The organism is Nostoc sp. CHAB 5836 (assembly GCF_020829445.1).
Classification (GTDB): Bacteria; Cyanobacteriota; Cyanobacteriia; order Cyanobacteriales; family Nostocaceae; genus Nostoc.
On the sequence record NZ_JAIVFV010000007.1, the window covers coordinates 56,681 to 70,975 of the forward strand.

The following is a 14,295-nucleotide window of genomic DNA, read 5'->3' on the forward strand; positions in this document are numbered from 1 at the left end:
ACACCCTGCTACATAGGGCTTGCTAAATAGGTTGCTGTGTGTAGTTAAATTCAGTTTAAGAGTAAATAATAGAGGCTAAACATGAAGATTTTTGAAGGTAACATTTAAAACCGCAAAATCTCTCGTTCATAGTCTTCAGGTGTGGGTTCTATTTCCCAAACTAATCCTTCTCCTAGTTCCAAAATTACTTCTAAATACAACATATCTACAGCAGTTGTTGCCGTATCTTGATTATTTTCAAAAGCTTGTAAGTCTTCCGTTAGTAATCGGAGCTTAAACCCAGCCGGAATTTGACCATCAAGAGTTGTACTTCGCAATTCAAAACGCCAAACATAATCCTCAGAAGCGCTTTTTGGGAAAATGCGTAACTCGTATGTTTGCTCTGCAATGATTATTTGCCGAGACAAGCCGAGAACTGGTTCTGCACTCCGCATTCCGACAGCTACCACAACGAATTCTCTTTTTTCCCATCCCCACTGTTGAACTAAATTGGCTACTCCTGTCTGTAACCATTGCGGAATTGACGACTGTATGAGTAAACCCTGACGCAGTTCATACAACTTTTTTCGCCAACCGCTATGTGCCAAGAGCGCACCCCAGAGTGAAAATGGAACTGCTAAACGTGGGAATTTCACATCGCGATCGCCCAATCTTTCTAAAAGGTTTTCTGCCTGAATTTTGCCAATCGGATCTAAAGGTGCAATCTCAGCACGTAAGGCTTCTGGCTGATTAAGTTGGCGTGTAACCCACAGCACATTAATATCTGGAATTAAATCTTCACTTTCCAAGCTGTAAGTGCGATCGCCAGCATCGTAAACCCCTTTTGTTTTCAGAATTTGATGAGTTGTGTAGCCAAAAATCTTCATCCAGCCATCATCAGGATTAACTTGTACTGCTATGTAATAGTCAGCAACCCACTCTGGTATATCTACCCATTCTTGCGGTACGCGTAACTCATCGTCATCCATCGCCAGGGTGGGAATTAATACCAGGCGATCGCGATCGAAAGTAATAGCTGTGCCATTGACTACTTCCCAAAAACTCGGCAATGCCGCACTGTTAGGATAAACTCTGGCGGTGGGAGCAATTTCCTCCTGGAACCAAGGCAAAAATGCTTGCAAGCATTTTTGATTTATCCACCCACGTTGACAAGCACCAGCTGTTGAGTATGGTTGTTCTTGCACTTCTGGAAATTGAGTAATTTCCAAATATAAATGCTGTGAGTCAATAGTGAATGGGGCAGGTGGGTTCAACATAAATTATTTTAGAATGTCTTCATATCAAGACCGTGTTAGGGAGAGGGGAGAGACAAAATTATTTCTTGTCTACTGATTGAATCTGGGTATGGCTATATTGAACTTTAAGCCATTCCTCTAAACTTGTGTTTATGGCATCCACTACGTCGGATTTAGGGGAAATATGCAAGGTGTTTTGACTCCATTGCGTCAGAGTCAGAAGCAATGACTTTTTCATGCTGCTCAGGCGACGAGAAACAGTATATTGCTTAATTTCTAGCTGTGCAGCAATTTCTTGTTGAGTCAGTTGTTGAACGTAGTAAGCTTGTAGTACTTTTTGGGACTCAGTATCTAGTGCAGCGATCGCTTGGGACAAAACTTGGTTTAACTGAGCTTGATGCGATCGCATATTCACAGCTTCTTCCTGCTCAATAATTTCAGTTAGTAAAGATGTTTGCAAATCTACAGGTAATATATCTAATAAATTACCCTCATCTTCTTTGAGGGGAGCGTCTGCGGAAACCAACTTAGGATACAGGAAAGTACGTGCAGCTTTAGCAGCAGATAATACCCAGGTTTCTATGGTTTGCTGGTTGATTGCGGCGGTGGGCGAACTCAATCGGCTGAAACGTTCTGCATTATAAAGATTACTAATAGCCTCCCAAGTCCGAGCATCTGGTTTGGTCAGTTGACGAATTTTTGTATTATCACCTGTGTAGAGTTCCTTAAAGCATTCCCAGGCTAAAACATAACTCTCGATGCTTTCGGCGTTAAATCCGGCATTTTGTAATGACTGCACTAGTCGTTTGCGGCTGAGTTTATGCAGCAATGCCCAGTCTGAGCAAATGTCTGCTTCCCGATGTAAGCGCAGTGCATCTTTGATAATCGATTCAAAAGTTAATTCTGCATAGGCTTTTAAATGCGAACTGTATTGAGGGTTGAAATTTTTGAGGATTTTGTTAATATGAGCGATCGCCAGCTGAAAACAATCTGCTACAGACGACTGCGTGGGAAAGTTGAGGGCAAATTTTCTGGCAGTCCAGTAGCACACCTCTTGTAAATAAGCAGAAAGATGTGCAAGTGCCACAGCACTAGATTCAGTCTGCCAAACTCTATACCAGTAAAGTGCCCAAAAGGTATCTGATTTCTCAGTTGACGACTCCAGGCAAACTTTCATACTGCGTCGCAGTTTGGCATCTGTTGCCCAACCACTAAATTGATCTACATCAAATTGCACAAAGGTAGAAAAGATTTCAACAATGCCCTGTCGGGGTTGCATGGAATACTTGCCGCTGTTTGAAACATAGCTGATTACAATTATACAGCCATAGGGACAAAAGCTAATTCCTTGCTGCGTAAGGACTTTACAGATTTTTCCAAAAGTTTCTCATCCAAGTGCATAAAAATTAAAAGTCGTCGTAAAGAGTGATATGCAGAGAGATTCATTTAGTAAGTACTACAAAAAAGTGCAAATAAGGTGAATTAAAATTTATCCAATTATCTCTGCATGGGGCATTTGATTACTGCCTCATTACTTATTCCTCTACCTGGGGAAAAACTTCTTTTTAAGAAACTTAAGTCAATTTTAATCAAGGAGAAAAACATGAAAGACAATCAGCATGAACAATTGTTCACTGAATTAATCCCTCAAGAAGCAGCTGCCATCAATGGCGGTTGGGGCATTGGCGACATCGTTGACAAAGTCGTAGACACAGCTACTGACGTAGTGGAAGATGTTGGTAGCGCTGCTGTGGGAGTTGTCGGAGGCGCTGTTGGTGCTACTGTTGGTGCTATTGGTGGTGCATTAGGTTTGGACACTGACATCTGGAAGGGAACCAAGATTGGAGCCAAGGCTGGATATAAACTTGGACAAGCTATACTCTAATTTAAGTCAGGACAGCCGTTGAAATCAATAAAGAGTAAGGGAATGAGCCAAAGATTTCCTTCATTCTCTACTCTTCACAAAAGCAATGCACAACCTTTGGCGGAATGTTTATTCTCTGCGTTTTAAGACTAGCTGTTCCTTAGATCAAAGAGTTAACCACTCAAAAATCTGAGCTAAAAAGCTGAATACAGTAGAAAATCGGGGCACTTGCTCCGATTTTTTTATGCATAATGATTTGCAATTTTTTTTAAAATAGTTCCGATCTGAGTGCATAAAGACTAAAAGTCGTCGTAAACAATTCTAGGACAGAGATTCACCTATAACACCGATTCAGTATTCAGGACTATGAGGAAAAAACCAGATTTCGTTGGGTTACAACAAAGAATATTTGATTGTAAACAACATTAAAACTGGGTTTCTTAATCTCATGTTTATTAGTGAATCGTGTTTTAGTAAGTACTACAAAAAAGGTGCAAGCAAGGTGAATTAAACTGACTCAATCAGCCCCGTAGCTTCAAGAGAATATCAATGAGTTAAAAAAGGAAAAAAACCATGTTAACCATCGACAAAATGACCACAAACGAACGGCTATTTACTGAATTAACTCCGCAACAATCTGCTGCTTGTTGTGGTGGTGCTGACGAATTTGGTGCGATCGCCTATTCCCCAGGCAATGGGGCCGCGGGTTGGTCTTTCAACTACTCCAACCGCACTGCTGCTGAGAACAGAGCTTTGAGAGAATGTGAGAGTTCTTCTGGACTAGGAGACTGTTTTGTTGCAGTTTGGGTTCAAAATGCTTGGGCATCTTTAGCGCGAGCCTCCAATTTAGCCTACGGTTGGGCATGGAATACAGACAAAGGGGCAGCAGAAGCCAATGCTCTACAAGAGTGTAGTAAAAACGGTCTCAATTGTAATTTAGTTACTACAATACAGGCTTAAACAATCAAAAAATCTCAATTGTAACCAAGCCACAATTGTATACGACGAGATCCGCGAACCAGGCTGCAACTTAATATCAAAAACAATCGAGCCTGTCCGAAGCTGATTCATCCATTCCACACAGTCCTGCTTTTGAAGCTACGGGGTGCATACAAATAATTTAATTACCCCAAATCCTATTTTTTAGTAGCGTGTCTAGCATTAAATAGTGCATTAGAAAAACTCTTGTGGGATGGGTGTCTCACCCGTCCGGGGCGGACAAGATGTCATTGGTGTCAACTTAACGTAAAACCGATGTCCCGCAAGGAACTGAAGTTCCAAGAAGAATAGCGAAAGTCATCTAAAAGATGACTCAATTGTGCAAAAATCTTTAGTCTACTTCAGTAGACTTGAACTGTTAGCCTGGAACTTCAGTTCCAGGCGGGTGATGAAGCCAACAGTGAAGCTATTTCAAGGCTTTTGTTGACACTAATGACAAGATGTCCACTCCACAAGAAAATTTATTGCAACATTTTAGCCTTGACACGCTAGTAGGGTGTGTTATATCCGAAACTAACGCACCATCCTAGATTTTCAGTGCGTTATGGACTAACGTCCATAACGCACCTTACTAACATTAAAGCTAATGTGGATCACGTTTTTGGGTAAGCTTTGCACAGCATATAAGTAAGCTAAAAGTGTGTCTTAAAACTTAACGTGACCGTAACAGTACAAACTTCAAACATTTGTAACAAAAACTCGATATGCTGTGTAAAAATAATGGCTCAAGTTGCAGAATAAAGTAGAGGTTTGCAAATGTAATTTTTTTGCAACAAACACCAAAGATTCGACTTTGATTAGTTGATTTGAAAATACATAAATTTTCCCCTATCATTTGAGCAGACTTTATATGAAAATTCAACTTGCTAAATCAGGTTTGTTAGTATTTCGCCTGGTCTTGGCGATCGCCATAACTCTACTATTTGGAAACCTGCCTGGGAGTTCTCATGAATCTTCTTCACAACCGAGTACTACTTCAACTTCTAGTTCAATGAGGAATTCCACACTACAGTGGAATGGCTTAATCGAACCTTTTGCAGTAACAAAATTAAAATCACCGTTGCCAGGGCTAAAATCTGGTACTCTACTACCCGGAATCCGTTTCCCAGATTTGGGGCAACAACATATAGAAGTAGGTAAATTATTCAGCTATAACTCAAATCCACCAACCTCCGGCCCACATTACCCGTACCCAGCACCGTGGGGCATCTACATATATCCACCTGCTGATGAATTTTTAGTACACAATTTGGAACACGGTGGTGTGATTATTAGCTATAACCCTAATCAAATTAAAGGTCAAGAGTTGGTTCAGCTATGGCAGCAGGCGCGGTCTTTGAGCAAGTTTAACGGACGTATTATCGTCACACCACGGTTAAACCTCGACACGGCAATTGCACTGACTGCTTGGAATTACTTGCAGAAGCTCGACCGTTACAGTTATACAGCAGTACAGGTATTTTATGATACGCACATTAGTCGTGGCCCTGAGTGCCAGCAAGGGCTATGTCCGCTCTGAAAAGTTTGCTCAATACCTCGATAGGAAGGAAACAGCCCCGGAAATGTTGGGTTTCGTTCCTCAACCCAACCTACACACTAAAAGTCCTCGTAAAGACTTTCTTTGCTAGCTATCGGATGAGAACATTATCGGTGAACAAGTGCATAAATCAGCAAACACTACTCCAATAACCAAAGTGAAGGGGTTCAAACCCGCAAAACAGAATCTCAAGTAAAAGGAGACTAGAAAAATGAGAAGCAAAAGCCTCTTAGTAGAAGACTTGAATTTATTTGAAGAACTGGACAATCAAACTGCTGAGTGTGTGGGAGGCGGACAGTCAGCACCGCAAAAAGTATTACTTTTTCCTTTGCCTCATCCTGGCTGTCCCCCTGGTTGGATACCAGCGTTACCACCTCTTAATCCTCAGCTAGGCTGTATTCCTAATACCATAGTTTCCCGAAAAGACTAGACTGCTCTATAGTAAGCCGCAGAAAGAGTTGACCAAATTGAAGGCTCTTGATATAGTCTTAACTTTACGACAAAGACCCTTTCGATGATTATATGGGTGGCTACGTCACTCTTAACACAAAAGCAGGAAGTTGGAACCGTGGCGGCTACGTCACCACACTAAGTCCAGGAAACTATTATTTTGGGCTTAACATAACTACTCAAAAATCTGAGCTAAAAAGCTAGGCACATAATAAAATCGGGGTATTTGCCCCGATTTTATTATGCATAATGATTTGCAATTTTTTTCAAAATAGTTCCGATCTCAGTGCATAAAGACTAAAAGTCATCGTAGAGAGTGATATGCAGAGAAGTTGATTTAGTAAGTAAGACTAAAAAGATGCTTTCTTTGGGGACTAGCGGAATCATTGAATAAGTTCGTCAAATACAGAACAAAATTTCCATAGTTACAGCCGCAAATTTATTCCACAAATATGCAACTTTTTAAAAGTTACCTAATTATCTCTGCATGACCTAATTAAACAAGGAGAAAAACCATGTTAAATATCTACAGCATGACCTCTAGTTCTAACTCTTCTGTTGTTAGTCAAGAACAACTGTTCACCGAATTAACTCCCGAAGAAGGAGCAATTCTTGAGGGAGGAAAGTATATAGTTTTAATTAGAGATGCCGGTCCAGCTAGGGCCAGCGTGCCTATCGCATTCAAAGGAGATTTCCAGCGTGTTGCGGCCAACCCGACGGTTCTTCAAATAACAAATAGCACTAAGTACAATTTGTTCTATGACTTAGCCTATGATGATCCTAGCGCTGGCAGTAATCTTCCCATTGCCCCAGGGCAAGTTTCAGATTTTCTAGGTCTAGATCCAATAGCTATAGCAAGTTGGGATCTTAGTCTACTGCTACCAGGGGTACAAAATCAGACTCAGGAGCTAGCACCAGGAAGAAGATATGAATTTTACGAAGCTTAACTGAACTGGTTGTCTGACATCCTAAGGAGTCCCTACTCAGTTAGACCTAATAGTAAAGAGTGGGGTAGACATCTTTGAGCGATCGCCATCGGTGCGTCTTGAGGGACTGCCAAGCGATCGCTCTTACCAACTACTTTTGACTATACCCCAAACAGTCAAAAATCTGAATGGAAAAAATAAACACTTAATACAATCGGGTCACAAGACTCGATTGTATTTTCTCGCCAATCATCACACGAGAAAATGAAATACCAAATAGTCCTCCAACACAGTGAAGAAGACTGCGGTGCAGCAAGTCTTGCGACCATTGCCAAACACTACGGACGCACATTTACCCTCAACCGCGTCCGCGAAGCCGTAGGTACAGGTTCTAGAGGAACATCCTTGCTGGGATTGAAGCGGGGTGCAGAAGTACTAGGATTCAACGCCCGCCAAGTTAAAGCCAGCCCCGAATTAATCGACCAATTAGATCAAGCTCCCCTACCAGCAGTTATCCACTGGAAAGGCTACCACTGGGTCGTATTATACGGGCAAAAAGGCAAAAAATACGTCATCGCCGACCCTGGTGTTGGTATTCGTTACCTTACCCGTCAAGAGTTAATGGTAGGTTGGGGTAATGGCGTCATGTTACTACTGACCCCAGACGACAGTCGTTTTTATCAACAAGAATCAGATAAAATTGGCGGTTTGGGAAGATATCTGCAACGGGTTTGGCCTTATCGTTCTATTCTCGCCCAAGCGATCGCCATTAACATCGCCATTGGACTACTTTCTTTGGCATCTCCCTTCATGATGCAACTCCTCACCGATGATGTCTTAGTACGAGGTGATACCCAACTACTAACCACCGTCGCCATTGGCGTTATCGCCATGAACTTAATTAGAAGCGCCATTAGTTTAGTCCAATCTCACCTCATTGGTCACTTTGGTCAAAGATTGCAATTAGGACTAATTCTAGAATACGGACGCAAACTCTTACATTTACCCCTATCCTACTTTGAAGGACGACGCAGTGGAGAAGTTGTCAGCCGCATTGCCGATGTCAAAGCCATCAATAACTTAGTTTCCCAAATTGTCCTGGGATTACCCAGTCAATTCTTTATTGCTGTAATTTCCTTGGGTTTTATGCTCTTTTACAGTTGGGAACTAACTCTCGCTTCCATAGTTGCATTTATAGTTGTCACGGGTGTTAACCTGCTTTTCTTACCCGCGATGCGCCAGAAAACCCGAAATCTGATTGTTTCTGGTACAGAAAACCAAGGTTTTTTGGTAGAAACATTTCGCGGCATTCAAGTATTAAAAACTACCCAAGCCACTCCCCAAGCTTGGTCAGAATACCAAGGGAATTATGGTCGTCTTGCCAACTTGGGCTGGAGTATGATGAAACTGGGACTGTATAGCAGTACAGTTACTGGTATTCTTTCCACCTTCATTAGTATTGGCATCCTTTGGATGGGTAGCTATTTAGTCATTAATCGCACCTTAACAATCGGTCAATTAATGGCATATAACGGCATGAGTGGCAACTTTCTGGGATTCTTAGGTGCTGCCATCGGCTTAGTAGATGAGTTTATCACAGCCCAGATAGTCCTTCAACGGATGACAGAAGTGATTGATGCTACTCCAGAATCCGAAAATGACTTTAAAAAGCCTTGGGCACAAATTCCTGGGAATGCAGATATTACTTGCACTGAACTTAACTTTCATCACGCAGGTAGAGTTGACCTCCTACAAGATTTTTTCTTAACTATTCCTGGCGGTAAAGTTATTGCTTTAATTGGCAAATCTGGCTGTGGTAAAAGTACCCTGGCGAAATTGCTGACTGGCTTATATAAAGTCGAGTCTGGCAATATTCGTTATGGTTTTTATAATCAGCAAGACCTATCCTTAGAATGTCTACGTCAACAAGTGGTATTAGTTCCTCAAGAACCCCACTTTTGGAGTCGTTCTATTATTGATAACTTTCAGTTTAGCTATCCCCATATTAGTTTTGAAGAAATTGTCAAAGCTTGTCAAATTGCAGGTGCAGATGAATTTATTAGCAAACTCCCTGATAAATATCAAACTGTTTTAGGAGAATTTGGGGCAAATCTTTCCGGTGGACAACGCCAAAGATTAGCCATAGCCAGAGCCATAGTTACTCAGCCAGCAGTCTTAATTTTAGATGAATCCACAGGCGCACTCGACCCAGTAAGCGAAAGACAAGTATTAGATAGACTTTTATCCCATCGTCACAATCAAACGACTATTTTAATTAGTCACCGTCCCAAGGTAATACAGAGAGCAGATTTAATTGTATTTTTAGAACAAGGACGCTTAAAAATCCAAGGTACACCAGAAGAATTGCGCTCTTTACCTGGTGAACATTTAGACTTCTTAGATGATATTTTCCCCTCTCAGAATGCCTTGGCGCTGACATCTTCTCCAGTTCACCGTAACGGTAAAACTGCCACCATTAATTAAGATAGCAATTCGTTTAGCAGTTGTAAAAATCTCTGTTTTCTCTTTCTCCGTGTTCTCTGTGCCTCTGCGGTTTATTCATATTACATCATGGTTAGCAACACAAATTTTCTCCCCCCAATTCAAACAAACGAATTCCTCCCACCAATTACTCGTTGGACAACATGGGGCGGAATGTTTATTCTCTGCGTTCTCGGATTAGCTGCGCCACTTGCTGCAATTTGTAAGTATAAGGTTACAGTTCAAGCACAGGCGGTTGTGCGTCCGGCGGGTGAATTGCGAATTGTGCAAGCGGCGACTGAAGGTCAGGTTATGCACATTTATGTCAAAGAAAATCAACTTATCAAAAAAGGAGATGCGATCGCAACTATCGATGACTCCCGTTTGCAAACCAAAAAAAGCCAATTGCAAACTAGCATTCAACAATCTCAGTTACAACTAGTGCAAATTAATGCCCAGATTAGTTCCCTTAATATCCAGATTCAAGCTGAAACTGACCGCCTTAACCGGATTATTACTGGCGCCCAAGCCGAATTGAGCGGCCGCCGTCGGGAGTATCAAGATAAAAATCTTACCACTGTTGCTGAACTTCAAGAAGCTGATGCCAACGTCAAAATTGCTGAAAAAGAATTGCTGGCTGGGGAAGCACAGTTAAAAACAACACAAGCAAATCTCCATGCTGCTGAAGCTGCTTTGGGTGTAGCCCAGTCAAAACAGAAGCGATATGAGAGTGTAGCCAACCAAGGGGCGCTATCTCAAGATCAATTAGAAGAAGCACAATTATCTGCCAGACAGCAAGAGCAAGCGGTAAAGGCGCAACAAGCAGCAGTGGAGACGCAAAAACAGACAATTGAACGGTTACAACAAGCGGTATCTGCTGTGATTGCCAGAAGACAACGCGCCCAAGTTGCTGTAAATCCAAGTAATGCAGCAGTAACTGTTGCTACTGAGCGAATTGCTCAAGAAAAAGCCGGAGGGGAAAGTAACAAAGCAACATTAGAGAAGGAACGCCAAGCTTTAGTTAAGCAACGGATTGAAGTTGAAAAGCAGTTAGAGCGTGATACTAGCGAACTCAAACAAGCCAAAATAAATTTAGCTCAAACTGCGATCGCAGCTACCGCCGATGGTATCATTTCCCAACTCAATCTGCGAAACCCAGGTCAAACTGTGCGTGCTGGCGAGGAAGTATTGCAAATTGTCCCCACTGATGCACCTCAAGTTTTGAAAGCTGCCGTGGCATCTGAAGATCAAAGTAAGTTAAAAATTGGTCAAAAAGTCCAAATGCGAGTCAGCGCTTGCCCCTACCCAGATTATGGTACTCTGAATGGTCAAGTGCAGACGATTTCTCCAGATGCGATCGCTCCTCAAAAGAATGGCACAAATACATCGATGAATGGGACTACTAGCCCAAAAGCTACTGCAACTGGTGCTTTTTATCAAGTGACTATTGAACCGGAAACTTTGGTTTTAGGTAAAGGGAAAAACCAGTGTCACATTCAATTGGGTATGGAGGGTAGGGTTGATATTATTTCCCGTGAAGAAACTGTGCTGCAATTTTTCCTCCGTAAGGCGAGGTTGATTACTGATTTGTAACCTTTTTCTTTTGCGAACCATTACCTAATTTTAAGTTTTAAAAACTTTACTCTTATCTAGTTACAATATCTGCTGAAATTAATTGTAGGAAAATCTATCACGACGGTTAGCTGAAAACATTTGAAGATGTGGCTCGAAACCGTGGCGTGATTAATTGCATATTCACAGATAAAAAATAAGCAGGCGAGGCTGGTTATGATATGGCAATCTGTGGAAAAAGGAATTGGCTCTTAGGTTTATTAAGAGTTTTTAGCATTACTGGAGTGCTTGCTCATGTCATATTTTGTTGTGAAAATCACGCTTTAGCCCAGATTACGCCTGATGGAACATTGGGCGATCGCTCTTCAATAATTACTCCCAATGTCAATATTAAAGGACTTCCGGCTGACCGGATTGATGGTGGTGCAATTCGCGGTGCGAACCTGTTCCATAGTTTCCAGGAATTCAATGTCGGAGAATCTCAACGAGCTTATTTTACCAATCCTACGGGAATCTCCAATATTCTCACACGGGTGACGGGAAGTAATATCTCGAATATTCTCGGCACTTTAGGGGTAGATGGTGGTGCAAATTTGTTTTTTCTTAATCCCAATGGGATTTTATTTGGGAATAATGCACGTCTAGATGTGGCAGGTTCCTTTGTGGCAAGTACGGCAAATTCTTTTGTATTTGGCAATGGGTTGGAATTTAGTGCAACGAATTCTCAGACTCCTTCCCCATTATTAACAGTTAATCCTTCCGCTTTACTATTCAATCAAATTGCTGCTGCACCGATTCAAAACAACTCAGTCGCACCAGCAGGAATAGATCCTGCTGGTTTTAATGCATTTGGTTTACGAGTCGGAGATGGTCAAAGTTTGCTGCTAGTGGGCGGTAATGTCAGCATGGATGGCGGCCAGTTAAATGCTTATGGTGGGAGAGTTGAATTAGGAGGGTTAGCAGCAGCTGGAAATGTCAATCTTCTTTTTAATGAGGATAATTTCAGCTTGAAATTTCCTCTTAATGCGACTCGTGCTTCGGTATCGCTTACCAATCAAGCGCGTGTGTATGTAGAAGCTGCTGGTGGCGGTAATATTGCTATCAATGCCCGCAATTTAGAGATTTTGGGAGGAAGTGGGCTATCTGCTGGTATTGCTAAAGGTTTGGGGACACCTAAAATTGTTGCTGGGGATATTACGCTAAATGCTACCGAGGAAATCAAAATTGCAGGTTCTAAAAGCAGAATTCGCAATTTAGTGCAACCAGGAGCAAAAGGTAATGGGGGTAACATAAGCATCGATTCTGGTGACTTCTCTCTAAGTGATGGCGCTCAACTTGAAGCCTTAACTTTTGGACAGGGCAATGGGGGGAATGTGACAGTGACTGCAAAAGATGCCGTTTACGTTGCAGATGCTCGTATAACAGCAGAAGTAGCAGCAGGGGGTGTGGGTAAGGGTGGCAATATCGACATCAATGCTGCAACACTGACACTAAGAGATATGGCTCAACTAGTAACTGCGACTAGTGGTGCATATGATACTCAACCAGCAGGTAGGGGGGATGCGGGGAATGTGAATGTGAAAGTTACCAAAGAAGTAGATATTGCAGATATTGTTTATACTGGTAACATTTTCACTGCTACTGGGATTTACAGCAATCTAGAAATAGGTACAGTAGGCAAGGGAGGTAATATTACCATTGATGCTGGTTCCTTAAAGTTACGAGATGGCGCTCAACTTTCTGCCGTAACTCGTGGACGAGGGAATGCGGGGAATGTGACAGTGATTGCAAAAGATGCTGTTTCCCTTGCAGGTAATGCTGCCATCTTAACCCAAGTGGATGCAGGGGGTGTGGGTAAGGGTGGCAATATTGACATAAATGCTGCTTCCCTCTCAGTACAAGATGGCGCTCAAATGATAACTATTACTAGTGGTGCATATTATACTCAACCAGCAGGAAAAGGGGATGCGGGGAATGTAAAAGTGAAAGTTTCTGGGGAAGTTGATATTGCTGGTGTGAAAAATGTTGATATTGCTGGTGTGAAAAATAGTTTTTCCAGTGCGATTTTTAGCTATGTGGATAGAGGTACAGAAGGGAATGGCGGAAATATTATCATTGATGCTGGTTCCTTGAAGTTACGAGATGGTGCTCTATTAGATGCACGCACTTACAATGATAGTAAGGGTGGCGATATTAGGGTGAATGCAAATGTCTTTGAAGCAACAGGTGGCGGACAACTCACTACTACTACCTCAAGCAATGGACGTGCAGGTAAAATTACAGTCAATGCTACTGACAGAGTGATTATTAGCGGTAGTGACCCTAATTACAATCACAGGGTTACTAAATTTCCTGGCAGCGTCGGAAATATCGGTGCTAACAGTGGCTTATTTGTCAGTTCCACAGGTTCAGGAATCACAGGCGACATCGAAATCAACTCACCCGAAATTACCTTAGATAACCAAGGTAAACTCAACGCCGAATCTGCATCTGGTAACGGTGGTAACATCAATCTCAACAGCAACTTACTCTTACTCCGTCGCAACAGTCAAATCTCCACCAACGCAGGTACAGACAAATTAGGTGGCAATGGCGGTAATATCAATATCAACTCAAGATTTATTGTCGCCGTTCCCAACGAAAATAGTGATATCAGCGCTAAGGCCTTTACAGGGATTGGTGGTAGAGTTGACATTACAACCAACGGTATTTTCGGTATTTTGCCGCAAAAACGCCTAACCGAAAACAGTGACATTACAGCGAGTTCAGAATTGGGGGTGAGCGGGGAAGTAACTATCAACAGTCCAGATACTGACCCCAGTCGCGGCTTAATTCAACTCCCCTCTAATCTCGTGGATGCATCCCAACAAATTGCCCAAGGTTGCACTCCCAGAAGAGGAAAAAACGCTAGTCGTTTTATCGCCACCGGACGCGGTGGATTACCCCAAAGTCCTAATGAACCGTTGCGGGGACGAGCAGTGATTAGTGGTTGGGTAGATTTGCCACCACAAGCAACAACCATCGCGGATAAATTATCTACTGTATCTATGACCAAATCTAGCGATCGCATTGTAGAAGCTCAAGGATGGATTGTCGATGCTAAGGGTGATGTTATTCTTGTGGCTCAATCTGTGCAAAGTTCTTCTATTCCCTCTGCCATGCCCTGTAGTCAATAATTCGTTACTCCAATCGGGAGAGGAATTTCTATTTATCTAAGTATTTCTTCAGAAA

Annotated in this window: 10 protein-coding genes; 8 read left to right on the forward strand and 2 right to left on the reverse strand. The window is 42.2% G+C overall.

The features are described 5' to 3' along the window. Positions 1 to 104: 104 nt before the first annotated feature. Complete coding sequence (locus LC605_RS02730) at positions 105 to 1,256, reverse strand: DUF1822 family protein (RefSeq protein WP_229546042.1); 1,152 nt, start codon at positions 1,254 to 1,256, stop codon at positions 105 to 107. A 58-nt stretch (positions 1,257 to 1,314) separates the two neighbouring features. Beyond that, positions 1,315 to 2,514 (reverse strand): sigma-70 family RNA polymerase sigma factor, encoded by a 1,200-nt coding sequence (locus LC605_RS02735; RefSeq protein ID WP_229546043.1) that lies wholly within the window; start codon positions 2,512 to 2,514, stop codon positions 1,315 to 1,317. Between the two features lie 324 nt (positions 2,515 to 2,838). On the opposite strand from LC605_RS02735, the gene LC605_RS02740 reads away from it, so the two are divergent. From LC605_RS02740 to LC605_RS02775, 8 genes are all read left to right on the forward strand, one after another. After that, positions 2,839 to 3,120, forward strand: a complete 282-nt coding sequence (locus LC605_RS02740) for a hypothetical protein (protein ID WP_229546044.1) — start codon at positions 2,839 to 2,841, stop codon at positions 3,118 to 3,120. Between the two features lie 552 nt (positions 3,121 to 3,672). Continuing rightward, positions 3,673 to 4,059 carry a DUF4189 domain-containing protein gene (locus LC605_RS02745; protein WP_229546045.1) on the forward strand — a complete coding sequence of 129 codons (387 nt, stop codon included), beginning with the start codon at positions 3,673 to 3,675 and terminating at the stop codon, positions 4,057 to 4,059. Positions 4,060 to 4,948: 889 nt separating this feature from the next. Then, positions 4,949 to 5,617, forward strand: a complete 669-nt coding sequence (locus tag LC605_RS02750; RefSeq protein WP_229546046.1) for a DUF3105 domain-containing protein — start codon at positions 4,949 to 4,951, stop codon at positions 5,615 to 5,617. Between the two features lie 229 nt (positions 5,618 to 5,846). Further along, a complete protein-coding gene (locus LC605_RS02755) occupies positions 5,847 to 6,065 on the forward strand; it encodes a hypothetical protein (protein ID WP_229546047.1) in 219 nt (72 codons plus the stop codon). 535 nt (positions 6,066 to 6,600) lie between these two features. Continuing rightward, positions 6,601 to 7,032: a hypothetical protein gene (locus LC605_RS02760; protein WP_229546048.1), complete on the forward strand. Its 432-nt coding sequence runs from the start codon at positions 6,601 to 6,603 to the stop codon at positions 7,030 to 7,032. A 243-nt stretch (positions 7,033 to 7,275) separates the two neighbouring features. Beyond that, on the forward strand, positions 7,276 to 9,495 hold the full coding sequence (locus tag LC605_RS02765; protein WP_229546049.1) for a peptidase domain-containing ABC transporter: 2,220 nt from the start codon (positions 7,276 to 7,278) through the stop codon (positions 9,493 to 9,495). Between the two features lie 87 nt (positions 9,496 to 9,582). Then, complete coding sequence (locus LC605_RS02770) at positions 9,583 to 11,085, forward strand: HlyD family efflux transporter periplasmic adaptor subunit (protein ID WP_229546050.1); 1,503 nt, start codon at positions 9,583 to 9,585, stop codon at positions 11,083 to 11,085. Between the two features lie 200 nt (positions 11,086 to 11,285). Then, positions 11,286 to 14,240, forward strand: a complete 2,955-nt coding sequence (locus LC605_RS02775; RefSeq protein WP_229546051.1) for an S-layer family protein — start codon at positions 11,286 to 11,288, stop codon at positions 14,238 to 14,240. Positions 14,241 to 14,295 lie beyond the last annotated feature (55 nt).